The organism is Pseudomonas sp. NPDC087185, assembly GCF_044744955.1.
In the GTDB taxonomy this organism is placed as follows: Bacteria; Pseudomonadota; Gammaproteobacteria; order Pseudomonadales; family Pseudomonadaceae; genus Aquipseudomonas.
This window is the reverse complement of the sequence record NZ_JBIUZK010000003.1, coordinates 281128-303441: the sequence shown is the minus strand read 5'-3', so window position 1 is coordinate 303441 and position 22314 is coordinate 281128. Positions and strand designations below refer to the sequence as shown.

At 64.4% G+C, this 22314-nt stretch carries 22 protein-coding genes; 16 read left to right on the top strand and 6 right to left on the bottom strand.

The window, feature by feature from the left end; translation table 11 throughout:
* Positions 1-4: 4 nt before the first annotated feature.
* The 5 genes from ACIPIJ_RS11625 to ACIPIJ_RS11605 form a co-directional block, all read right to left on the bottom strand.
* Positions 5-1021 carry an ABC transporter permease gene (locus ACIPIJ_RS11625; RefSeq protein WP_401076491.1) on the bottom strand — a complete coding sequence of 339 codons (1017 nt, stop codon included), beginning with the start codon at positions 1019-1021 and terminating at the stop codon, positions 5-7.
* The gene (locus tag ACIPIJ_RS11620) at positions 1021-2079 is read right to left on the bottom strand and encodes a microcin C ABC transporter permease YejB (RefSeq protein ID WP_401076488.1); all 1059 of its coding nucleotides are present in this window, start codon (positions 2077-2079) and stop codon (positions 1021-1023) included. Before ACIPIJ_RS11620 ends, ACIPIJ_RS11625 begins: the two co-directional genes overlap by 1 nt.
* The gene (locus tag ACIPIJ_RS11615) at positions 2076-3875 is read right to left on the bottom strand and encodes an extracellular solute-binding protein (protein ID WP_401076485.1); all 1800 of its coding nucleotides are present in this window, start codon (positions 3873-3875) and stop codon (positions 2076-2078) included. Before ACIPIJ_RS11615 ends, ACIPIJ_RS11620 begins: the two co-directional genes overlap by 4 nt.
* Positions 3876-3999: 124 nt before the next feature.
* Positions 4000-4281, bottom strand: a complete 282-nt coding sequence (locus tag ACIPIJ_RS11610; protein ID WP_401076482.1) for a peptidylprolyl isomerase — start codon at positions 4279-4281, stop codon at positions 4000-4002.
* A 78-nt stretch (positions 4282-4359) separates the two neighbouring features.
* Positions 4360-5421 carry a 3-deoxy-7-phosphoheptulonate synthase gene (locus ACIPIJ_RS11605; protein ID WP_401076480.1) on the bottom strand — a complete coding sequence of 354 codons (1062 nt, stop codon included), beginning with the start codon at positions 5419-5421 and terminating at the stop codon, positions 4360-4362.
* Between the two features lie 636 nt (positions 5422-6057).
* On the opposite strand from ACIPIJ_RS11605, the gene benA reads away from it, so the two are divergent.
* The 16 genes from benA (at position 6058) to ACIPIJ_RS11525 (ending at position 21034) form a co-directional block, all read left to right on the top strand.
* Positions 6058-7416 carry a benzoate 1,2-dioxygenase large subunit gene (gene benA, locus ACIPIJ_RS11600; protein ID WP_401076478.1) on the top strand — a complete coding sequence of 453 codons (1359 nt, stop codon included), beginning with the start codon at positions 6058-6060 and terminating at the stop codon, positions 7414-7416.
* Positions 7413-7898 (top strand): benzoate 1,2-dioxygenase small subunit, encoded by a 486-nt coding sequence (gene benB / locus ACIPIJ_RS11595; protein WP_401076475.1) that lies wholly within the window; start codon positions 7413-7415, stop codon positions 7896-7898. Before benA ends, benB begins: the two co-directional genes overlap by 4 nt.
* Positions 7899-7968: 70 nt before the next feature.
* Positions 7969-8979 (top strand): benzoate 1,2-dioxygenase electron transfer component BenC, encoded by a 1011-nt coding sequence (gene benC / locus ACIPIJ_RS11590; protein ID WP_401076472.1) that lies wholly within the window; start codon positions 7969-7971, stop codon positions 8977-8979.
* Positions 8980-9164: 185 nt separating this feature from the next.
* Positions 9165-9926 carry a 1,6-dihydroxycyclohexa-2,4-diene-1-carboxylate dehydrogenase gene (locus ACIPIJ_RS11585; protein ID WP_401076469.1) on the top strand — a complete coding sequence of 254 codons (762 nt, stop codon included), beginning with the start codon at positions 9165-9167 and terminating at the stop codon, positions 9924-9926.
* Between the two features lie 52 nt (positions 9927-9978).
* Positions 9979-11301 carry an MFS transporter gene (locus tag ACIPIJ_RS11580; RefSeq protein WP_401076466.1) on the top strand — a complete coding sequence of 441 codons (1323 nt, stop codon included), beginning with the start codon at positions 9979-9981 and terminating at the stop codon, positions 11299-11301.
* 30 nt (positions 11302-11331) lie between these two features.
* On the top strand, positions 11332-12453 hold the full coding sequence (locus ACIPIJ_RS11575; protein ID WP_401076463.1) for a muconate cycloisomerase family protein: 1122 nt from the start codon (positions 11332-11334) through the stop codon (positions 12451-12453).
* 18 nt (positions 12454-12471) lie between these two features.
* Complete coding sequence (gene catC, locus ACIPIJ_RS11570; RefSeq protein ID WP_401076460.1) at positions 12472-12762, top strand: muconolactone Delta-isomerase; 291 nt, start codon at positions 12472-12474, stop codon at positions 12760-12762.
* A 39-nt stretch (positions 12763-12801) separates the two neighbouring features.
* Positions 12802-13716 (top strand): catechol 1,2-dioxygenase, encoded by a 915-nt coding sequence (catA, locus tag ACIPIJ_RS11565; RefSeq protein ID WP_401076457.1) that lies wholly within the window; start codon positions 12802-12804, stop codon positions 13714-13716.
* Between the two features lie 82 nt (positions 13717-13798).
* Complete coding sequence (locus ACIPIJ_RS11560; protein WP_401076454.1) at positions 13799-14998, top strand: benzoate/H(+) symporter BenE family transporter; 1200 nt, start codon at positions 13799-13801, stop codon at positions 14996-14998.
* 54 nt (positions 14999-15052) lie between these two features.
* Positions 15053-16303, top strand: coding sequence for an OprD family porin (locus ACIPIJ_RS11555; RefSeq protein WP_401076451.1), 1251 nt, complete (start codon positions 15053-15055; stop codon positions 16301-16303).
* A gap of 113 nt (positions 16304-16416) precedes the next feature.
* Positions 16417-17502: a metal-dependent hydrolase gene (locus ACIPIJ_RS11550; protein WP_401076448.1), complete on the top strand. Its 1086-nt coding sequence runs from the start codon at positions 16417-16419 to the stop codon at positions 17500-17502.
* A 3-nt stretch (positions 17503-17505) separates the two neighbouring features.
* Entirely contained in the window at positions 17506-18207 is a 702-nt protein-coding gene (locus tag ACIPIJ_RS11545; protein ID WP_401076446.1) for a TraX family protein, read from the top strand.
* 67 nt (positions 18208-18274) lie between these two features.
* Positions 18275-19186, top strand: coding sequence for a LysR substrate-binding domain-containing protein (locus ACIPIJ_RS11540; protein WP_401076443.1), 912 nt, complete (start codon positions 18275-18277; stop codon positions 19184-19186).
* 99 nt (positions 19187-19285) lie between these two features.
* Positions 19286-20266, top strand: a complete 981-nt coding sequence (locus ACIPIJ_RS11535; RefSeq protein ID WP_401076440.1) for an LLM class flavin-dependent oxidoreductase — start codon at positions 19286-19288, stop codon at positions 20264-20266.
* Between the two features lie 159 nt (positions 20267-20425).
* A complete protein-coding gene (locus tag ACIPIJ_RS11530) occupies positions 20426-20638 on the top strand; it encodes a cold-shock protein (protein ID WP_401076437.1) in 213 nt (70 codons plus the stop codon).
* Between the two features lie 186 nt (positions 20639-20824).
* Positions 20825-21034: a cold-shock protein gene (locus tag ACIPIJ_RS11525; protein ID WP_401076434.1), complete on the top strand. Its 210-nt coding sequence runs from the start codon at positions 20825-20827 to the stop codon at positions 21032-21034.
* Positions 21035-21110: 76 nt separating this feature from the next.
* Here the strand turns inward: ACIPIJ_RS11525 and ACIPIJ_RS11520 are convergent, their stop codons facing one another.
* Entirely contained in the window at positions 21111-22208 is a 1098-nt protein-coding gene (locus ACIPIJ_RS11520; protein ID WP_401076431.1) for an alkene reductase, read from the bottom strand.
* Between the last annotated feature and the right edge of the window lie 106 nt (positions 22209-22314).

Genomic DNA, 22314 nt, shown 5'->3' with positions numbered 1-22314 from the left:
GCACCTACCGCCGTGGGTCGAACGCCTCACGCAGGGCATCGCCGATAAACACCAGCAGCGACAGGATCACCGCCAGCGCGAAGAATGCCGTGAACCCCAGCCACGGTGCTTCCAGATGCTGCTTGCCCTGGGTCACCAGTTCACCCAGCGAAGCACTGCCGGCCGGCATGCCGAAGCCCAGGAAGTCCAGCGCGGTCAGCGTGGTGATCGCCCCGGTGAGCATGAACGGTACATAGGTCAGCGTGGCGTTCATCGCATTGGGCAAAATGTGCCGGAACATCACCTGGCTGTCCGGCAAACCCAGGGCGCGGGCGGCCTTCACGTACTCTAGGTTGCGCCCCCGGAGAAATTCGGCGCGTACCACATCGACCAGCGCCAACCACGAAAACAGCGCCATGATCCCCAGCAGCCACCAGAAGTCCGGCTCGACGAAGCCGCTGAGAATGATCAACAGATACAGCACCGGCAACCCCGACCACACCTCCAGCACGCGTTGCCCGAGCAGGTCGACCCAGCCACCGTGATAGCCCTGCAAGGCCCCGGCAAGTACGCCGATCAGCACGCTGATCACGGTCAGGGCAAAGGCGAACAGCAGTGATACCCGGGAGCCGTACAGCACCCGCGCCAGCACGTCGCGGCCCTGGTCGTCGGTGCCCAGCCAGTTGCTGCTGCTCGGCGGGCTGGGTGTGGGCACCTGCAAGTCGTAGTTGGGGGTATCGGCACTGAACGAGATGGGGGCGAACAGCATCCAGCCGCCCTGGCCCTCGATCAGTTGGCGTACATAGGCGCTGCGGTAATCCGGCTGGAACGGCAGCTGGCCGCCGAACTGCTGTTCGCTGTAGCGTTTAAGCGCCGGTACGTACAGCTCGCCCTTGTAGCCCAGCAGCAGGGGTTTGTCATTGGCCACCAGTTCGGCGCCGAGGCTGAGCAGCAACAGGCCGGCGAACAGCCACAGCGACACCCAACCCAGGCGGTTGCGGCGAAAACGCTGCAGGCGGCGACGCGAGACGGGCGAGAGCATCAGTGGGCCCTCGCGTCGAAATCGATGCGGGGGTCGAGCAAGGTATACGAGAGGTCACCGATCAGGCGGATCAGCAGGCCCGCCAGGGTGAAGATGAACAGCGTGCCGAACACCACCGGGTAGTCACGCGACACCGCCGCCTCGTAGCTCATGCGGCCCAGGCCATCAAGCGAGAAGATCACCTCGATCAGCAACGAGCCTGCGAAGAACACCGTGATCAGCGCTTGAGGCAACCCCGCCAGCACCAGCAGCATGGCGTTGCGCAGCACGTGCCCGTAAAGCACCCGGCGCTCGCTCAGGCCTTTGGCCCGTGCGGTGACCACGTACTGCCGGGAAATTTCATCGAGGAAGGCGTTCTTGGTCAGCAGGGTCAGCGTGGCGAAGCCGCCGATCACCAGCGCACCGACCGGCAGCACCAGGTGCCAGAAATAGTCGGCGACCTTGCCCAGCAGGCTGAGCTGGTCGAAGTCGTCCGACACCAGCCCGCGCACCGGGAACCAGTTCAGCGACGTGCCGCCGGCGAACAGCACGATCAGCAACAACGCGAACAGGAACGAGGGCAGGGCATAGCCGACCACGATCAGCGCGCTGCTCCAGGCGTCGAAGCGGCTGCCGTGGCGCACTGCCTTGCGGATGCCCAGCGGGATCGACACCAGGTAGGTGATCAGCGTGGCCCAGAAGCCCAGTGACAAGGTCACCGGCAGCTTGTCTAGGATCAGGTCGGTGACCTTGGCGCCGCGGAAAAAGCTCTGGCCGAAGTCCAGCCGCGCGTACTGGCCGAGCATCAGCCACAGGCGTTCGGGTGCCGACTTGTCGAAACCGTACTGGCGCTTGATCTCTTCGATCAGCTTCGGGTCCAGGCCGCGGGTGGCGCGGGACTCGCCGTGCATCACCTCGGCTCGCCCGCCCGGTGCGCCGCCGCCGATGCCCTGAAGCCTGGCCACCGCTTGTTCCACCGGCCCACCGGGCGCGGCCTGGACGATGGCGAAGTTGACCAGCAGGATCGCCAGCAGTGTGGGGATGATCAGCAGCAAGCGCCGCAGAATATAGGACGTCATGGCTTGGCCTTCTGGCGCTCGGCCATCTGTGCGTTGGTCAGCGCGCTGGGGCTGATTTCCCACCAGCTGTCCAGGCCTTCGTCATAGGCGGCCTGCACCTTGGGCAGGCCAAAGCGGTTCCACCACACCGTCGAGCTGCCGGGCGGGTAATAGTTGGGGATCCAGTAGTAGTTCCACTGCAGCACCCGGTCCAGCGCGTGGGCGTGGCGCAGCATGTCGGCCTGGGTGTCGGCGCGCACCAGCCCGTCGATCAGGCTGTCCACCGCCGGGTCCTTGAGCACCATCAGGTTGTTCGAGCCCGGATCGTTGGCTGCCGCAGACCCGAAGTAGTTGTACAGCTCGGCCCCAGGCGAAAGGGTGGTGGTGTAGCCGGTGACGATCATGTCGTAATCGCGGGCCATCACGCGGTTGATGTACTGGGCCGAGTCGACGTTGCGAATGTTCAGGGTGATGCCGATCTGTGCCAGGTTGCGCTTCCACGGCAGAAGCAGGCGCTCGACGCCGGCCTGGCCGTTGAGGAAAGTGAACGTCAGCGGCTCACCGGCAGCGTTCACCAGCCGATCGTTCTGCGGGTGCCAACCCGCGTGTTCGAGCAAGGCCAATGCCTGCAGCTGTTGCGTGCGGATTATCCCCGATCCATCGGTCACCGGCGCCGTGAACACTTGGCTGAATACCTCATCGGGCACCTTGCCGCGCAGCGGTTCGAGCAGCTTCAGCTCGCTGGCATCCGGCAGCGCGCGCGCGGCCAGCGGCGTGTTGGAGAATACGCTCTGCTGGCGGATGTACATATTGCGCATCATCTGCCGGTTGCTCCATTCGAAGTCCCAGAGCATCGCCAGAGCCTGGCGCACGCGGCGGTCCTGGAACTGTGGCCGGTCGAGGTTGAACACGAAGCCCTGGGCGGTTTGCGGCTTGGCCGGGCCGAGGTGGGCACGCTGCAGGCGGCCGTCGTCCAGTTGCGCGCCGTTATAGCCGAGGGTGTAGGCGGTGGCGGAAAACTCGCGGTTGTAATCGTAGCCGCCACCTTTGAGCACCTGGCGCGCCACCTCGGTGTCGCCGAAGAACTCGATGCGCATGCGCTCGAAGTTGAAGCGCCCGCGGCTCACCGGCAGGTCCTTGGCCCACCAGTGCGGGTCGCGTTCAAAGGTGATGCTGCGGCCGTTGTCGATCTGCCTGATACGGTACGGGCCGCTGCCGACCGGCGTGTCGAAGCCGGCGCCGTTGGCAAAGTCGCGGTGTTGCCAATCGTGTTCGGGCAACACCGGCAGGCTGGCGAGGTCCAGAGGCAGGGTGCGGCCGTGCGGCTGTTTGAAGTCGAAGCGCACGTGGTGCGGGCCCTCCACGGTAACGCCGGCGACCTCGGCGAACAGCGTGCGGTACTTGAGGCTGCCCTGGCTCATCAGCTTCTCGAAACTGAAGCGCACATCTTCGGCGCGCACGGGTTTGCCGTCGGCGAAGGTGGCCTTGGGGTCAATGTCGAAGCGCAGCCAGGCGTCTTGCGGGCCGCGCTCCATGCGCCGGGCGATCAGGCCGTAGACGGTGTAGGGTTCATCGAACGAGCGCACGGCAAGAGGGGCGTACAACCAGCCATCGACCTCGCTGACACCGGTGCCTTTGTCGATGTACGGCAGGATGTGGTCGAACTGGCCGATCTCGGTGGCCGAGCGGCGCAGGGTGCCGCCCTTGGGGGCGTCAGGGTTGACGTAGTCGAAGTGGCGGAAGCTTTCAGCGTAGCGGGGCGCTTCGCCGTAGACGGTGAGGGCGTGGGTGGGTGCAGCCAGGCCCGCAAGGCTCATGCATGACAGCACGAACCCCAGAAAAACCTGTGGGAGCGGGCTTGCCCGCGAATGCGTCGGTGGATTCACCCTTGCATTCGCGGGCAAGCCCGCTCCCACGCGTAACACTACCGGGGACCTTGGCTTAGTCCTGACGGCTGGTCACTTCCAGCAGGTGGTACCCGAACTGGGTCTTCACCGGGCCTTGCACAGTGTTGATCGGGGCGCTGAACACCACGGTGTCGAATTCCTTGACCATCTGGCCTGGGCCGAACGAGCCCAGGTCACCGCCTTGGCGGCTGGACGGGCAGGTGGAGTTGGCTTTGGCAATTTCAGCGAAGTCGGCACCGGCTTCGATCTGGGTTTTGAGCTCGTTGCATTTTTCTTCGCTGCTGACGAGGATGTGGCGGGCGGTGGCGCGTGCCATGGGGACTACTCCTTGGGTGAAAAGGGCAAGCCTAGCGCACTTGCTTGGGTCATGTCTCGCCAGGCTTGCCTTGCGCGCTCACAGACGGGCCGCGGCCTCGCGCAGCAGGGTTTGCGTTGCCGCCCAGCCCAGGCAGCCATCGGTAATCGAAACGCCGTACTTCAGCGCGCCCTTGCCCAATGCCTGGCAGCCATCGAACAGGTGGCCTTCGAGCATCACCCCGACAATCGAGCTATCACCGGCCAGGCGCTGGGCCAGCACGTCCTCGAACACTGCCGGCTGGCGCGCCGGGTCCTTGCCGCTGTTGGCATGGCTGCAATCGACCATGATCCGCGCCTGCAGGCCAGCCTTGGCCAGCCCTTGGCGGGCCTGGGCGATGCTGGTGGCATCGTAGTTCGGGCCTGCGTGGCCGCCGCGCAATACCAGGTGGGTGTCCGGGTTGCCCAGGGTCTCGATGATCGCCGGGTAGCCTTGCGCATCCATGCCGAAGTGGCGGTGCGCGGCGGCGGCGCTGCGCATGGCGTCACAGGCGATGGCCACACCACCGTCGGTACCGTTCTTGAAGCCGACCGGCAGCTCCAGGCCGCTGACCATCTCGCGGTGCACCTGTGACTCAGTGGTGCGCGCGCCAATCGCGGCCCAGCCCAGCAGGTCGTCGAAGTAGCCGGCGGCCATTGGCTGCAGCAGTTCGGTGGCGATCGGCAGGCCGCGCTCGATCATGTTCAGCATCAAGCCACGGGACAGGGCGATGCCGGCATGCATGTCGTCGCTGCCATCGAGGTGCGGGTCGTAGGCCAGGCCTTTCCAGCCCACCGTGGTGCGCGGTTTCTCCACGTAGGCGCGCATCACCAGCAGCAGCTTGTCATCGACTTCGCGGCTGAGGGCGGCCAGGCGGTCGGCGTATTCCAGGGCCGAGCGCGGGTCGTGGATCGAGCAGGGGCCGACGACCACCAGCAGGCGTGGGTCGCGGCCTTCGAGGATGGCGCGGATGGCCTGGCGCTGGGCCTGGACCTGCTGGGCGTGTTCGAGGCTGAGCGGCATCTGCTGCTTGAGCAGGTGCGGGCTGGGTAGGCGGCGGCTGACGGTGGTGTTGGCAGCGTGCGGCTGGGTCAGGGGCAGAGCGAGGTTAGAAGCTGGCATGGCGTGGATTCCCTGGGCGGACGGCGGGTTCTGGCCCGCGCGGTCGGCCCCTATCGAGGTGTTCGACTGATCGTTGAATTCAAATTGGCTGCAGCATTGCCACCACTGATGGACCGATCGGAGGCGGCAGGCTGGCCCGAACGGGATTGGCTAAATCGCCAGGCGTAGGTGCTTGCGTAGTAATAAGTGGCGTAGTTCATGAAAGTGTCCTCAACGTGATTCGGTAATGTTCAAAAGGCCTGAAAAGCAAAACCCCCGGTCGGGGAGCCGACCGGGGGTTTGAGTGTTCTCATGTTCGGCGGCCCCTCGAAGGTGGGCGCCGTGTGGGTATCGGCGCCTAGTGGCTAAACCAATACCCAAAATAAAAGCGCGCAGCAGCCTTGCAGCCGGCAACGGCCAGCACAGGGCGCAGGGTGCGACCGGTGTGGTTGGCGTGGTTGCGGGTGTGTTTCGGCATGTTGCTCTCCAGTGAATGAGCCCGAGCTTACTTCAGGTGGTACGCGCCGTTCAATGAATAAATGCTATCGCGCCGATTTCTGCACGAAGTGGATAGCGCTGTGCAGCAGGCGGATATTGCCGGTGTGGTGCAACCCCTAACCTGACCCGGTCTGAACAATAACAATGGAGACCCTGGCCATGTCCCTGGGATTCGACTACCTCAATGCCATGCTCGAGGACGACCGTGAACAGGGCATCTACCGCTGCAAGCGCGAGATGTTCACCGACCCACGGCTGTTCGACCTGGAGATGAAGCACATCTTCGAGGGCAACTGGATCTACCTGGCCCACGAAAGCCAGATCCCCGAAAAAAACGACTTCCTCACCCTGACCATGGGGCGCCAGCCGGTGTTCATCGCGCGCAACAAGGACGGTGAACTCAATGCCTTCCTCAATGCCTGCAGCCATCGCGGCGCCATGCTCTGCCGGCACAAGCGCGGCAACCGTTCCAGCTACACCTGCCCGTTCCATGGCTGGACCTTCAACAACAGCGGCAAGCTGCTCAAGGTCAAGGACCCAAGCAACGCCGGCTACCCCGACAGCTTCAACTGCGACGGCTCCCACGACCTGACCAAGGTCGCCCGCTTCGAGTCGTATCGGGGCTTTTTGTTCGGCAGCCTCAACGCCGACGTCAAGCCGCTGGTCGAGCACCTGGGCGAGTCGGCCAAGATCATCGACATGATCGTCGACCAGTCGCCCCAAGGCCTGGAAGTGCTGCGCGGTGCCAGCTCGTACATCTACGAAGGTAACTGGAAACTCACCGCCGAAAACGGTGCCGATGGTTACCACGTAAGCTCCGTGCACTGGAACTACGCCGCCACTCAGAACCAGCGCAAACAGCGCGAGTCGGGTGACGAAATCAAGACCATGAGCGCCGGCTCCTGGGCCAAGCAGGGCGGTGGCTTCTACTCCTTCGACCACGGCCACCTGCTGCTGTGGACCCGCTGGGCCAACCCCGAAGACCGCCCGGCCTACGAGCGCCGCGACCAGTTGGCCGCCGACTTTGGCCAGGCGCGCGCCGACTGGATGATCGAGAACTCGCGAAACCTGTGCCTGTACCCGAACGTGTACCTGATGGACCAATTCAGCTCGCAGATCCGCGTTGCCCGGCCGATCTCGGTGAACAAGACCGAAATCACCATCTACTGCATTGCGCCCAAAGGCGAGAGCGCTGATGCCCGCGCCAAGCGTATCCGTCAGTACGAAGACTTCTTCAATGTCAGCGGCATGGCCACCCCGGACGACTTGGAAGAGTTCCGCTCGTGCCAGACCGGCTACGGCGGTGGTACGGGCTGGAACGACATGTCCCGCGGCGCGAAACATTGGGTCGAAGGCGCTGATGAGGCGGCCAGGGAGATTGAGCTTCAACCGCTGCTCTCTGGCGTGCGCACCGAAGATGAAGGCCTGTTCGTGCTGCAGCACAAGTATTGGCAGGACACCATGATCCAGGCCCTCAGGGAAGAACAGCAACTGATCCCCGTGGAGGCCGTGCAATGAGCCTGCATGACACCGTGCGCGACTTCCTCTACCGCGAAGCGCGCTACTTGGACGACGCCCAGTGGGACCAGTGGCTGGAGCTGTACGCCAGCGACGTGACCTTCTGGATGCCCGCGTGGGATGACGACGACCGCCTTACCGAAGACCCACAAAGCGAGATTTCGCTGATCTGGTACGGCAACCGTGGTGGCCTGGAGGACCGGGTGTTCCGCATCAAGACCGAGCGCTCCAGCGCGACCGTGCCGGACACCCGTACCTCGCACAACCTCAGCAACATCGAGGTTGTCGAGCAGGGCGAGGGCTACTGCCAGGTGCGCTTCAACTGGCACACGCTGAGCTTTCGCTACAAGACCACCGACAGTTACTTCGGCAGCAGTTTCTACACCCTCGACCTGCGCGGCGAACAACCGCTGATCAAGGCCAAGAAGGTGGTGCTGAAAAACGACTACGTGCGTCAGGTCATCGACATCTACCACATCTGATCCGAGGTAACGCGAACTGCCCGGTGTGCCCCATGGCGCGCCGCGGCCAGGTTCGCCTGCGAGGTGCAACATGAGCTTCCAGATCGCGCTTAATTTCGAAGACGGGGTCACCCGCTTCATCGAGGCCAGCGGCCATGAAACCGTGGCCGACGCCGCCTACCGCCAAGGCATCAATATCCCGCTGGACTGCCGCGACGGCGCCTGCGGCACCTGCAAGTGCAAGGCCGAGTCCGGCCGTTACGACCTGGGCGACAACTTCATCGAAGACGCCTTGAGCGACGACGAAATCGCCGAGGGCTACGTGCTGACCTGCCAGATGCGCGCCGAAAGCGACTGCGTGGTGCGCATCCCGGCATCTTCGCAAGTGTGCAAGACCGAACAGGCCAGCTTCCAGGCCGCTATCAGCGATGTGCGCCAGTTGTCGGCCAGCACCATCGCCTTGTCGATCAAGGGCGAGTCACTGAGCCGCCTGGCCTTCCTGCCGGGGCAGTACGTCAACCTCAGCGTGCCGGGCAGCGACCAGAGCCGCGCCTACTCCTTCAGCTCGCTGCAGAAGGATGGCGAGGTCAGCTTCCTGATCCGCAACGTGCCGGGCGGGCTGATGAGCAGCTTTCTCACCAGCCTGGCCAAGGCCGGCGACAACATGAGCCTGGCAGGCCCCTTGGGCAGCTTCTACCTGCGGCCGATCCAGCGCCCCCTGTTGTTGCTGGCTGGCGGCACCGGCCTGGCACCCTTCACCGCGATGCTGGAAAAGGTCGCCGAGCAGGGCAGCGAGCACCCGCTGCACCTGATCTACGGCGTGACCAACGATTTCGACCTGGTCGAACTGGACCGCCTGCAGGCCCTGGCTACGCGCATCCCCAACTTCACCTTCAGCGCCTGCGTCGCCAACCCCGACAGCCAGTACCCGCAGAAGGGCTACGTGACCCAGCACATAGAACCTCGCCACCTCAATGACGGGGATGTGGATGTGTACCTGTGCGGGCCACCACCGATGGTCGAGGCGGTCAGCCAGTACATCCGCGAGCAGGGCATCACCCCGGCCAATTTCTACTACGAAAAGTTCGCCGCGGCGGCCTGAGTTGCCTTGGGGCCGCCCGCATCGTGCGGGTGAGGGTGGCCTCCTTTTATTTCGAAAACGCCGCCGCCCACTGTGGGAGCGGGCTTGCCCGCGAATAGGCCAGCAGGGGCAACGCGGGTGACTGCTCGGGCCTCTTCGCGGGCAAGCCCGCTCCCACAGGGATGGCGGGTAATGGAGGGACAATGATGAACAACAGATTCCAAGGCAAAGTCGCCCTGGTCACCGGTGCCGCCCAAGGCATCGGCCGGGGCGTGTGCTGGCGGCTCAAGGCCGAAGGCGCGCAGGTGGTGGCGGTGGACCGCTCCGAGCTGGTTCACGAACTGGCTGGGGAGGGCATGCTGACCCTCATTGCCGACCTCGAGCAGCACACCGACTGCGCCCGCGTCATGGCCACTGCAGTAGAAACCTTCGGCCGTCTCGACATTCTGGTCAACAACGTCGGCGGCACCATTTGGGCCAAGCCGTTCGAACACTATGAAGTGGCGCAGATCGAGGCTGAAGTGCGCCGCTCGTTGTTCCCCACCCTGTGGTGCTGCCACGCGGCGCTGCCGTACATGCTCGAACGCGGCAGCGGCGCCATCGTCAACGTCTCGTCAATCGCCACCCGTGGCGTCAACCGGGTGCCTTACGGTGCCGCCAAGGGCGGGGTCAATGCGCTGACCGCCTGCCTGGCCTTCGAAACCGCCGGCCGTGGCATCCGCGTCAACGCTACCGCGCCCGGTGGCACCGAAGCACCGCCCCGGCGCGTCCCCCGCAACGAAGCCGAGCAAAGCGAGCAGGACAAGCGCTGGTACCAGCAGATCGTCGACCAGACACTCGACAGCAGCCTGATGCACCGCTACGGCAGCATCGACGAGCAGGTCGGCGCAATCCTCTTCCTGGCCTCCGACGAGGCCTCGTACATCACCGGCGTGACCCTGCCGGTTGGCGGCGGTGACCTCGGCTGAGCACCTCCCCGGGCAGTTTTCCTCCACAAGAACAACAAGAGAGACAGATGCCATGCGAACCCTTGACGTGCACCCGATCATCGACAACGCCCGTTTCACCGCCTTCCATTGGCGGGTCATGGCCTTGTGCGGCCTACTGCTGATCTTCGACGGCTATGACCTGTTCATCTACGGTGTGGTCTTGCCGGTGATCATGAAAGAGTGGGGCTTGACGCCCTTGCAGGCCGGCGCCCTGGGCAGCTACGCGCTGTTCGGCATGATGTTCGGAGCGTTGGCTTTCGGCAGCCTGGCCGACCGCATCGGGCGCAAGAAAGGTATCGCCATCTGTTTCGCATTGTTTTCGGGGGCGACCATCCTCAACGGCTTTGCCAGCAGCCCGAGTGAGTTCGGCATCTACCGCTTCATCGCCGGCCTTGGCTGCGGCGGGCTGATGCCCAATGCCGTGGCGCTGATGAACGAGTACGCACCCAAGCGCCTGCGCAGCACGCTGGTGGCGATCATGTTCAGTGGCTATTCGCTGGGCGGCATGCTGTCAGCGGGTGTGGGCATCTTCATGCTGCCGCGCTTTGGCTGGGAGTCGATGTTCTTCGCGGCCGCCGTGCCGCTGCTGCTGTTGCCGGTGATTCTCTGCTACCTGCCCGAATCCATCGGCTTCCTGGTGCGCCAGGGGCGTATTGATGAGGCGCGTACGCTGCTTAGCCGTCTCGACCCGCATTGCGATGTGCAGCCTGACGATCAGTTGCAGGCGAGCGACCGCAAAGGCAAGGGCGGCTCGTTGATGGACCTGTTCCGCAACGGCCTGGCCACCCGCACCCTGGCCCTGTGGCTGGCGTTTTTCTGCTGCCTGTTGATGGTGTACGCGCTCAGCAGTTGGCTGCCGAAACTGATGGCCAACGCCGGCTACAGCCTGGGTTCGAGCCTGTCGTTCCTGCTGGCGCTGAACTTTGGCGGCATGGCCGGGGCGATCCTCGGTGGCTGGCTGGGTGACCGCTACAACCTGGTCAAGGTCAAGGTGGCGTTCTTCCTGGCGGCGGCGCTGTCGATCAGCCTGCTCGGCGTCAACAGCCCGATGCCGTTGCTGTACCTGCTGATCTTCATTGCCGGCGCCACCACCATCGGCACGCAGATCCTGCTGTATGCCGGCGCTGCCCAGCTGTACGGCCTGTCGGTGCGCTCCACCGGCCTTGGCTGGGCCTCGGGCATTGGCCGCAATGGCGCCATCGTCGGGCCGCTGCTGGGCGGCGCGCTGATGGGCATCAACCTGCCGCTGCAACTCAATTTCATCGCCTTCGCCATCCCCGGCGCGATTGCCGCGCTGGCCATGGCCGTGCACCTGGCCAGCGGCCGGCGTCACGCCCTGGCGGCGACGGCCTGACCTTCCTACTGACTGAACTGGAGCTCTTGCATGACAAGCCCGACCATTGAACGGCTGGAGGCATTGATCGTCGACCTGCCGACCATCCGCCCGCACAAGCTGGCCATGCACACGATGCAGCAGCAAACGCTGGTGGTGCTGCGCCTGCGTTGTAGCGATGGCGTCGAAGGCATCGGCGAGGCCACCACCATTGGCGGCCTGGCTTACGGCTACGAAAGCCCTGAGGGCATCAAGGCCAATATCGACGCGCACCTGGCACCGGCACTGATCGGCCTGCCGGCAGGCAACATCAATGCCGCCATGCTCAAACTCGACAAACTGGCCAAGGGCAACACCTTTGCCAAGTCCGGCATCGAGAGCGCTTTGCTCGATGCCCAGGGCAAGCGCCTGGGCCTGCCGGTCAGCGAGCTGCTCGGCGGGCGCGTGCGCGACAGCCTGGAAGTGGCCTGGACCCTGGCCAGCGGTGACACCGCCCGCGACATCGCCGAGGCCGAGCACATGCTGGAGATCCGCCGCCACCGGGTGTTCAAGCTAAAGATCGGTGCCCACCCGCTGCAGCAGGACCTGAACCACGTGGTGGCGATCAAGCGCGCGCTGGGTGAGCGCGCCAGCGTGCGCGTCGACGTCAACCAGTACTGGGACGAATCCCAGGCCATCCGCGCCTGCCAGGTGCTGGGCGACAACGGCATCGACCTGATCGAGCAGCCGATCTCGCGCATCAACCGTGGCGGTCAGGTGCGCCTTAACCAGCGCAGCCCGGCACCGATCATGGCCGACGAGTCCATCGAAAGTGTCGAGGATGCCTTCAGCCTGGCCGCGGACGGTGCCGCCAGCATCTTTGCCCTGAAGATCGCCAAGAACGGCGGCCCGCGTGCCGTGCTGCGTACCGCGCAGATTGCCGAGGCTGCAGGCATCGCCTTGTACGGCGGGACCATGCTCGAAGGCACGATCGGCACCCTGGCCTCGGCCCATGCCTTCCTTACCCTGCGCCAGCTGACCTGGGGTACCGAGCTGTTTGGCCCGCTGCTACTGACCGAAGAGATCGTCAACGAGCCGCCGCAGTACCACGACTTCCAGCTGCACGTACCGCGCACCCCCGGCCTTGGCCTGACCTTGAACGAGGCGCAGCTAGCACGCTTCGCCCGCCGCTAACCGAAAGGAGACGTCCCCATGCTGTTCCACGTGAAGATGACCGTGAAACTCCCGGTCGACATGGACCCTGCCAAGGCCACGCAACTCAAGGCCGACGAAAAGGAACTGGCGCAGCGCCTGCAGCGCGACGGCACCTGGCGCCACCTGTGGCGCATTGCCGGGTACTACGCCAACTACAGCGTGTTCGATGTGCCCAGCGTCGAGGTGCTGCACGACACGCTGATGCAGCTGCCGCTGTTCCCGTACATGGACATCGAGGTCGACGGCCTGTGCCGTCACCCGTCGTCGATCCACGCCGACGACCGCTAAGCCCAACCTTTTGCACAAGAACAAGACGAGGTAACCCCCATGACCGTGAAAATTTCCCACACCGCCGAAGCCCAGCAGTTTTTCCAGGAAGCCGCAGGCTTCGGTAACGACGAGGGCAGCCCGCGCCTCAAGCGCATCATTCAGCGCGTGCTGCAGGACACCGCCCGCCTGATCGAAGACCTGGACATCAGCGAAGACGAGTTCTGGCACGCCGTCGACTACCTCAACCGCCTGGGCGGGCGCGGCGAGGCCGGGCTGCTGGTGGCGGGCCTGGGCATCGAGCACTTCCTCGACCTGCTGCAGGATGCCAAGGACGCCGAGGCCGGCCGCGTCGGTGGCACCCCGCGCACCATCGAAGGCCCGCTGTACGTCGCCGGTGCGCCCATTGCCCAGGGCGAGGTGCGCATGGATGACGGTAGCGAGGAGGGCGTGGCCACGGTCATGTTCCTTGAGGGCCAGGTGTTCGACCCACAGGGCCAGCCGTTGGCCGGTGCCACCGTCGACCTGTGGCACGCCAACACCCGTGGGACCTATTCGTTCTTCGACCAGAGCCACTCCGAATACAACCTGCGCCGGCGCATCGTCACCGATGCCGAAGGCCGTTACCGCGCACGCTCGATTGTGCCGTCGGGCTACGGCTGCGACCCGCAGGGGCCGACCCAGGAATGCCTGGACCTGCTCGGCCGCCACGGCCAGCGCCCGGCGCATGTGCACTTCTTCATCTCGGCGCCGGGGCATCGGCACCTGACCACGCAGATCAACCTGTCCGGGGACAAATACCTGTGGGACGACTTCGCCTACGCCACGCGTGATGGGTTGGTGGGGGAGGTGGTGTTCCATGAGGGTGCCGAGGGGCGGTACGCCGAGCTGAAGTTCGACTTCCAGCTGCAGAAGGCGCAGGAAAACACCGACGAGCAGCGCAGCGGACGGCCTCGGGCCCTGCAGCAGGCCTGAGAATTTGGGGCCGCTTTGCGGCCCTTTCGCGACACGAGGGCGCAGCCCTCGCTATCCCGCCAACACCTTCGCGAGAGGTGCCATGAAAAACCTGATCAAGGACTGCTCCCTGTCCGCCCTCATCGCCGGCTGCATCGCGACGATGATTTCCTACGCCGGCCCTCTGGTCATCATTTTCCACGCCGCCGAAGCCGCCGGCCTGTCCCACGGCCAGCTGTCCTCCTGGGTCTGGGCGATCTCCTTGGGCAGCGCTGTGCTCGGCGCGCTGCTCAGCCTGCACTACCGGGTACCGGTGGTCATCGCCTGGTCCATCCCAGGCTCGGCGCTGCTGGTCACGGCCTTGCCCCAGCTTGGTTTGGAGCAGGCAGTAGGCGCGTACCTGGTGGCGAACGTTGTCCTGCTACTGATCGGCATCAGCGGCGCCTTCGACCGCCTCATCGCGCGTCTGCCAGGCTCGATTGCCGCCGGCATGCAGGCGGGCATCCTGTTCAGTTTCGGTATCGAGGTCTTTCGCGCATTGCCGGTGCAACCGGGGCTGGTGCTGGCGATGTTCGTCACCTACGTGCTGATGCGCCGGGTGCAACCGCGCTACGCGGTAGCCGCGGTGTTGTGTGTCGGCGCGCTGGTGACTGTCGCCAGCGGGGCGTTGCGCAGTGAGGCGCTGGTACTGGAACTGGCCTCGCCGCAGTGGATTACCCCGCAGTTCAGCCTGGCGGCGATTTTCAGCCTGGCGCTGCCGATGGTACTGGTGGCCCTCACCGGGCAGTTCATGCCGGGCATGGCGGTGCTGCGCAATGCAGGGTTCGCCACGCCGGCCAGCCCGTTGATCAGTGCCAGCGCCCTCGGCGGTGCCTTGCTGGCGCCTTTCGGTTGCCACGGCCTGAACCTCGCAGCCGTCACCGCCAGCCTCTGCACGGGCCCTGAGGCCCATGAAAACCCGCGCAGGCGCTATGTCGCAGCGGTCGCTGGCAGTGCGCTGTACCTGCTGCTGGGCGTTGCCGGGGCAACGCTGATGTCGCTGTTCGCGGCCTTTCCCGCCGCGTTGATCGCCGCCCTGGCCGGGCTGGCCCTGTATGGGGCGATCAGCGAAGCCCTGGCCCGCAGCCTGGCCGAACCGACCGAGCGTGATGCCGGGCTGTTCACGTTCCTGGTTACCGCGTCCGGGGTGTCCTTTCTTGGCCTGTCGGCGGCGTTCTGGGGGCTGCTGTTCGGCCTGCTGGCCCATGCGCTGCTGAGCCTGCGCCGGCCGCACTCCCCGCAGGCCCTGCGTCGCGCCCCCTGAAAACCCATGTTCCCCGCGCTTTATCCATAACAACAAGATCAAGAGAGCTTCGGAATGAACCACACACCCTGCGTCGCTATCGGGCTGACTCTGTTCAGCCAACCGCTCCTCGCTGCCGAAGGCGGCTTCTTCGAGGATGCCAAGGCAAGCCTCAGCGCCCGCAACTACTACTTCAGCCGCGACTATTCCGACATCGTCGGTGCCAACTCGCAATCCAAGGCCGAGGAGTGGGCCCAGGGTTTCATCCTCGATTTCAAGTCCGGGTATACGCCCGGTACCGTCGGCTTTGGTGTGGACGCACTGGGCTTGCTGGGTATCCAGCTCGACAGCAGCCCTGACCGGGTCAACACCGGCCTGCTGCCGGTGCATGGCGATGGCCGCGCGGCCGGCGAATACAGCCGCCTGGCACCGACCTTCAAGGCCCGGCTGTCGAAGACCGAACTGCGCGTCGGCGAATTGCAACCCAATCTGCCGGTGCTGACCTTCAGCGACATCCGCCTGCTGCCGCCGACTTACCAAGGAGTCAGCCTGAACACGGCCGAGCTGGACGGCCTGACCCTGCAGGCCGGGCACCTCAGGTCCACGCACCTGCGCAACGAAGGTGGCGACGGCAAGATGAACGCCATGCTTGGCCATGTGCCGCAGCGCCAGGCCGAGAGCGATGGCTTCAACTATGTGGGGGGCGACTACGCGTTCAATGCCAACCAGAGCAGTGTCAGCCTCTGGTACGGGCAATTGGAGGACATCTACGCGCAAGGCTTTGTCGGGTTCAAACACAGCAAGCCGCTAGGGGATTGGGTACTCAGTGCCAACCTCGGCTACTTCACCGCCCGTGAGGACGGCGATGCGCTGCTGGGCAACATCGACAACCAGGCGTTCTTCTCGCTGCTCACGGCCAGGCGCGGTGGCCACAGCTTCCACCTCGGCTACCAGGGTATCTACGGCGACAGCCCGTTCCCCCGCGTATTCGCCAACATCTCGCCGCTGGGCAACGAGGTGCCGACCTATGAATTTGCCTACACCGACGAGCGCTCGTATCAGCTGCGCTACGACTACAACTTCGCGGCCATGGGCATTCCGGGGCTGACGGCGACGGTGCGCTACATCACCGGTAACAACGTCGATACCGGCCTGGGATTCGAAGGCAAGGATCGTGAGCGGGACATCGACCTGGGGTACGCGGTGCAGAGCGGGGTGCTCAAGGGGCTGGGGATCAGGGTTCGCAATGCCATGGCGCGGTCCAATTACCGCACTGATATCGATGAGAACCGGCTGATCCTGGTGTACACCTGGCAGCTGTTCTGAGCCTGTACCGGTCTCCGCGCGGGGCACACTGCCACGCGTTGTGACACAGCAGCATTTGCACCCGCAGCCGTCCGGGGGTTAGGTTTCCCTATTGCCCACTCAGGAATCTGCCCTTGGACTCCATCACCCAAGCCGTACTCGGCGCCGCCCTGCAGGGCACGGTGCTCGGCCGCATTCAGGGCCGTCGCTCGCTCATCTACGGGGCGCTGCTTGGCACCGTGCCGGACCTCGACGTGGTCATTCGCTACGCCGACCCAGTGTCGCAGATGACTTACCACCGAGGGTTCTCTCACTCCATTTTCGTCCTGACAGGGCTGGCCCTGTTGCTCGCCTGGCTGGTGACATGGCTAGGGCGCAGGCGCTGGCCCGACAAGGGCTACACGTGGCCCAGGTTATTTCTGGCATTCTGGCTGGTGCTGGTCACGCACCCGATCCTCGATTCCTTCACGGTGTATGGCACGCAACTGTTCTGGCCCCTGCAGTTCACCCCGCAAAGCTGGGCCGCAGTGTTCATCATCGACCCGGTCTATACCGTGCCGCTGCTGGCAGCCGTGTTCTACGCCGCTTACAAGGGCGTGAGCGGCAGGGCGGTGCGGCTGTTGAGCCTGGCGCTGATGTTCAGCACGGCGTACCTGGGCTTTGGCCTGGCCGGTCGCATGGCCGCCGAGCAGCGCTTCCAAGCCGCACTCGATCAGCAGGGCATTGTCGTCAGTAGCGTGCGTGCGGTACCCATTGCGTTCAATAGCCTGGTCTGGCGGGTACTGGCCAAGACCCCCGAGGGTGACTATTACGAAGGCGTCAGCAGCGCCTTCGACCGCGAGCCACCGGAGATGCAGCGCCTGCCGCTGAACCTGCCGCTCGCCAATGCCCTGGTGGATGCGCCCCTGCTGCAGCGCCTGCGCTGGTTTACCGATGACTGGTTGCGCTATGACGAGGTGGAGGGCGCGCTGGTGGTCACTGACCTGCGCATGGGTATACCGGGTAACTACACCTTCCGTTTCAACCTGGCTCAGCGTGATGCGCAGGGCCATTGGATTGCCCACACCCCCACGGTTTGGCGGGGCGCCGGGGTCGGCTCGATGTTCGACCGCCACGACCTGGCGTTGATCTGGCGGCGCATCCTCGACCAGCAACCGCCGCTGCCGCTGGCGGCCTGGACCACCAAGTACCTGGGCCAGGCCGCCGGGGCCGGGCCCTGAGGCGTGCGTTCGGCGGGGCTGGACCTGGTCAAGTGGACGGCGATCGTGACCATGGTCGCCGACCATCTTCGTTATCTCTGGCCGGCGGCCGAGGGGTTGTTCGTTGTCGGGCGGCTGGCGTTCCCGCTGTTCTGTCTGGCCATTGCGGTCAATGCCCAGCGCAACCCGGACGGGCACCTGTTCACCCATGGCAACCTGCGCTACCTGGGGTGGCTGACGGCCTTCGCGGTACTCTCTGAAGGGCCTTATCGTTGGCTGGACCCGGCCACGCAAACGTTAAACGTGATCCCCACGCTGACCTTGGGGCTGCTGCTTGCCTGGGGCGTGCGCCACCCGCCACTGCACGCGCGGTTGATCGGCCTTGGTGCGGTACTGGTCGCAACGGTATTCAGTGCGCAGCTGATGTATGGCCTGCCCGGGGTATTGCTGCCCGCGGCCTGGTTGATGGCGGGCAGCCGCGGCGGTGCGGCTTGGCTATTGCCGTGCCTGATGGCCGTGGCCGGTAACCTGACCAACAGTTGGCTGTTCGGGCACCTGATGGCACCGATTACCTTGCTGACGCTGGTCGCCGCCACGCTGGCCATTCCCCTCGGTTGCCTGCTGCTGCGTTGCAATGGTCGGCCGATACCGCCAGTGGGCCGTTGGGGGTATCTGTTCTACCCATTGCACCTGCTGATCATCAAAGGGCTGCACTGGCTCTTGTAGCCATGCCCTTGCAATACGGCCAAACGCACCCATCTAAGCGGGTCTTCAGTATCCGCAGGAGCCTGCCATGGAACCCAACCGCTTCGGCGACATCGCTGCCTTCGTCAGTGCCGCGAAGGCCGGCAGTTTCACCGCTGCAGCGGCAAGCCTGGGGCTGACCCGCTCGGCCGTGGGCAAGAGCATTGCCCGCCTGGAAGCACGCATGGCGGTGCGCCTGCTCAACCGCACCACACGCAAGCTGAGCCTGACCGATGAGGGGCTTGTTGCCTTTGAGCGCTGGCGGCAGATCCTCGATGACCTGGACGAGGTCGAAAGCACCATGGCCCAGCGGCGTGGCAAGCCCACCGGCACCTTGCGCCTGACCGCGCCGCTTTCGTTGGGCCAGCGCCACGTGCTGCCGATTCTCGATGCTTACCTCAAGCAGTGGCCGGAGCTGCGCGCCGACATTCGCTTCACCGACCGTTTTGTCGACCTGGTCGAGGAGGGCGTGGACGTTGCCGTGCGCATCGGTGCGCCTAAGGAGGACTCTCAGTTGCTGACCCGCACGGTGGCCTGGCAGCAGTTCGTCACCTGCGCCTCGCCCGATTACCTGCGCCAACACGGGGTGCCGCAGGTGCCGGCAGACCTCTACGGGCATGACAAGATCGCTTTCCTGGCTGGCGAAAAATCCATGCCCTGGCGCTTCCATACGGACCAGGGACTGCACCTGTGCGAGGAGCCTGGCCGGCTCAACATCGACAGTTCAGAAGCGATGCTCGACGGCGCGCGGGGAGGTTTTGGGCTGATTCATCTGCCGACCTACATCACCGGCGATGATTTGCGTGCAGGTACGCTGGTGGAGGTGCTGCATGCCTATAGGCCACCGGCGGACCCGATCCGCGTGGTGTACCCGAGCAAACGCCACCTGTCCCCGCGGGTGCGGGGTTTCATCGATCTGCTGGTGGCAAGTTGGGAGCAGGGTGTACCTTGGGGCCAGTGATTGGGGAATATCAGGCCCGAATGTAGGGCCTGAGCCCGGGTTTATCCCTGGCGTGACAGGCCGGACACTGGCGTCACTGATAATCCCTCTGGAGACCCCATGACTGCCCTGTCCGTACTGGATCTGGTCATGATCGGCGAAGGCAAGACCTTCGCCGACGCGATCGAAGAATCCCGCCAGCTGGCGCGCCATGTCGAGCAACACGGCTACAGCCGTTACTGGATTGCCGAACACCACGACATGCCGGGCATCGGTTCGGCCGCCACCTCGCTGGTGATCAACGAAATCGCCAACGCCACCCGGCATATCCGCGTTGGCGCTGGCGGCATTATGCTGCCCAACCATGCGCCACTGGTGGTCGCCGAGCAGTTCGGCACCCTCGACACCCTCCACCCGGGCCGTATCGACCTCGGCCTGGGCCGTGCGCCCGGAACCTCCGGGCCGACCGTACGCGCCTTGCGTGGTGCCGCCCCCGAGCGCGACTTTGCCCAGGATATCACCGAGCTGCGCGACTACCTGGCCGACAACGGCAAACGCCAGGTGCGTGGCGTGCCTGGCAACCATGATGTGCCGGTGTGGATCCTCGGCTCCAGCCTGTTCGGCGCCGACCTCGCGGCCAGGCTGGGCTTGCCCTATGCCTTCGCCTCGCACTTCGCCCCGCGTTACCTGCTGCAGGCCATCGCCCATTATCGGGCGAACTTCCAGCCGTCGGCACAGCTGGCCAGACCTTATGTGATGGTAGGGGTGAACCTGTTTGCCGCCGCCAGCGATGCTGAAGCCGATTACCACGCAAGCTCCCATCGCAAGTGGATGCTGGACCTGCACGTCGGGCGTTTCGGCCTGTTGCCCAAGCCGCAAGAGGGGTATGTCGAAGGCCTGCCAGCCCACGAACGTGCGGTACTTGAGCAGGTGATGGCCTGCACCATCGCGGGTGGGCCTGAGCGGGTTCGGGAAGGGCTGCGTTCGCTGATCGGTCAAACCCATGCCGATGAACTGATGATCGATTGCCGGATTCACGACCCGCTGGCGCGTATGCGTTCGCATACATACGCGGCGCAGGCGTTGGAATCACTGGGTTAAAAGGGCCGGTGGCTATTGGTGGCGAGGGCTGGGTGAATTGCCAGTGGCGCCTTTTAACTTAATGGTCGACACTGATACGGAGCGGGGTCTTGTCAACCTATCAGGTTCCCGTCAGGTTCCCCCAATGCAACACGCAGATAGAGATCGAGGATTCAACGCATGGCCGACAGACAGAGCGGAACTGTTAAATGGTTCAACGATGAAAAAGGCTTTGGTTTCATTACCCCGGACAGCGGTGGTGATGACCTGTTCGTACACTTCAAGGCAATCGAATCGGATGGCTTCAAATCCCTGAAAGAAGGCCAAAAGGTCAGCTTTGTTGCCGAGAAAGGGCAAAAGGGTATGCAAGCTGCCCAAGTGCGCGCCGAGTAATCGGATGCGTACCTGAAAGGGGGCCTTCTAGGCCCCTTTTTTCATGTTTACCGCGTTTGCAACTAGTAAAAATGCCAGTAGTCACGCGCCGTTCAAACCCAGAAGATCAGAAGTACCAGCCCGTTCTTGCGAAGTGGGTTTGTCCTGACCCGCACAAGCGTGCTGCAACGATCGAGGGTAAAGAACATGTCGCAGCGACAATCCGGTACGGTGAAGTGGTTCAACAACGCGAAAGGCATCGGTTTTATAAAGCCAGCGTCAGGGGCTGATGTGTTCGTGCATTATTCAGCCATCACTGGAGAGGGCTTCAAAAGGCTCAAACAAGGGCGGCCAGTGACCTATATCCACGGTGATGGCGAGAAAGGGCCGCTCGCCTTTGACGTGACGCAGGAGTGACAGGGAAGCCGACATTTGGGTGAACAAACCTCTTGCCTGCCCCCTCCACGGGTTGCTGCCCGATCCAGGCCGTTGCTCAGGCCTGCTGCAGGAACGGGTAATCGGTATAGCCTTCAGGGCCGTTGGCGTAATCGAACTGCGCCCGGTGCTCATTCAAAGGGGCTTGCGCCTGCAGACGCGCCACCAGGTCGGGGTTGGCAATGTAGCTGCGGCCGAACGCGGCGGCATCGATCAGCCCCCGCTGTATCAGATCTTCTGCTTTCTCGGCGGTGTAGGCACCTGCCGCCACGATCACACCGGGATAGGCCGCCCGGATCGCTTCACGGAACGTCTCACGCAGCGGCTTGCCGCCCGCCCAGTCGGGCTCGGACAGGTGCAGGTAGGCGAGGTTGCGCTTGGCCAGTTGCCGAATCAGGTACAAGCCTGCCGCTTCCTGGTCCTCGCCATTGTCCACGCCATTGAAGCCACCCAACGGGAAGATGCGGATCGCGACGCGTTCAGCGCTCCAGGCGGCAATTGCCGCATCCACGGCTTCCAGCACGATGCGCGCACGGTTTTCGACACTGCCGCCGTAGCGGTCTTCACGCTGGTTGGCACTTGGGGTCAGGAACTGGTGCAGCAGGTAGCCATGGGCGGCGTGCAGTTCGATGAAGTCGAAACCGGCCTCACGGGCATTCACGGCTGCCTGGCCAAAATCGGCGACAATGCCCGCGATTTCGTCTTCGCTCAATGCTCGCGGGGCAGAGGTCTCGACACGCATCAAGTTGCCTTGCTCATCACGCAAGGTGGTACGGGCTTCGGCGGGCAGGGCAGAGGGTGCAACTGGCGCATCGCCACCCGGTTGCAGTGACGTGTGCGACACGCGACCGGTGTGCCAGACCTGCACGGCGCTGTGGCCGCCTGCGGCGTGGATGCCTTCGTTGACCAAGCGCCAGGCGGCAATCTGCTCCGCGCTGTGGATGCCTGGCGAGCCCGAATAACCCTTGGCCTGGAAGGAAATCTGCGTAGCCTCGGTGATGATCAGCCCGGCGCTGGCACGTTGGGCATAGTATTCGGCCATCATCGGCGTCGGCACGTCGCCGGGTTCGCGGCTGCGCAGGCGGGTGAGGGGGGCCATGAACACGCGGTTGGGCAGTGTCAGTGGGCCGATTTGCAAAGGCTGGAAGAGTTTCATTAGCACTCCAAAGGTGAAAAACCGATGGTGCGCACGATACCGGGATGATTGGGGAATGGGGGGACCGGCACCCCGGCGGCGTGGTCCCCAGTGCAGCCAGTGAATC

Bases quoted from the DNA above. Each gene is read 5' to 3' on its own strand.
- ACIPIJ_RS11625 (WP_401076491.1), bottom strand. From the start codon at position 1,021: ATGCTCTCGCCCGTCTCGCGTCGCCGCCTGCAGCGTTTTCGCCGCAAC.
- ACIPIJ_RS11620 (WP_401076488.1), bottom strand. From the start codon at position 2,079: ATGACGTCCTATATTCTGCGGCGCTTGCTGCTGATCATCCCCACACTG.
- ACIPIJ_RS11615 (WP_401076485.1), bottom strand. From the start codon at position 3,875: ATGAGCCTTGCGGGCCTGGCTGCACCCACCCACGCCCTCACCGTCTAC.
- ACIPIJ_RS11610 (WP_401076482.1), bottom strand. From the start codon at position 4,281: ATGGCACGCGCCACCGCCCGCCACATCCTCGTCAGCAGCGAAGAAAAA.
- ACIPIJ_RS11605 (WP_401076480.1), bottom strand. From the start codon at position 5,421: ATGCCAGCTTCTAACCTCGCTCTGCCCCTGACCCAGCCGCACGCTGCC.
- benA (WP_401076478.1), top strand. From the start codon at position 6,058: ATGTCCCTGGGATTCGACTACCTCAATGCCATGCTCGAGGACGACCGT.
- benB (WP_401076475.1), top strand. From the start codon at position 7,413: ATGAGCCTGCATGACACCGTGCGCGACTTCCTCTACCGCGAAGCGCGC.
- benC (WP_401076472.1), top strand. From the start codon at position 7,969: ATGAGCTTCCAGATCGCGCTTAATTTCGAAGACGGGGTCACCCGCTTC.
- ACIPIJ_RS11585 (WP_401076469.1), top strand. From the start codon at position 9,165: ATGAACAACAGATTCCAAGGCAAAGTCGCCCTGGTCACCGGTGCCGCC.
- ACIPIJ_RS11580 (WP_401076466.1), top strand. From the start codon at position 9,979: ATGCGAACCCTTGACGTGCACCCGATCATCGACAACGCCCGTTTCACC.
- ACIPIJ_RS11575 (WP_401076463.1), top strand. From the start codon at position 11,332: ATGACAAGCCCGACCATTGAACGGCTGGAGGCATTGATCGTCGACCTG.
- catC (WP_401076460.1), top strand. From the start codon at position 12,472: ATGCTGTTCCACGTGAAGATGACCGTGAAACTCCCGGTCGACATGGAC.
- catA (WP_401076457.1), top strand. From the start codon at position 12,802: ATGACCGTGAAAATTTCCCACACCGCCGAAGCCCAGCAGTTTTTCCAG.
- ACIPIJ_RS11560 (WP_401076454.1), top strand. From the start codon at position 13,799: ATGAAAAACCTGATCAAGGACTGCTCCCTGTCCGCCCTCATCGCCGGC.
- ACIPIJ_RS11555 (WP_401076451.1), top strand. From the start codon at position 15,053: ATGAACCACACACCCTGCGTCGCTATCGGGCTGACTCTGTTCAGCCAA.
- ACIPIJ_RS11540 (WP_401076443.1), top strand. From the start codon at position 18,275: ATGGAACCCAACCGCTTCGGCGACATCGCTGCCTTCGTCAGTGCCGCG.
- ACIPIJ_RS11535 (WP_401076440.1), top strand. From the start codon at position 19,286: ATGACTGCCCTGTCCGTACTGGATCTGGTCATGATCGGCGAAGGCAAG.
- ACIPIJ_RS11530 (WP_401076437.1), top strand. From the start codon at position 20,426: ATGGCCGACAGACAGAGCGGAACTGTTAAATGGTTCAACGATGAAAAA.
- ACIPIJ_RS11525 (WP_401076434.1), top strand. From the start codon at position 20,825: ATGTCGCAGCGACAATCCGGTACGGTGAAGTGGTTCAACAACGCGAAA.
- ACIPIJ_RS11520 (WP_401076431.1), bottom strand. From the start codon at position 22,208: ATGAAACTCTTCCAGCCTTTGCAAATCGGCCCACTGACACTGCCCAAC.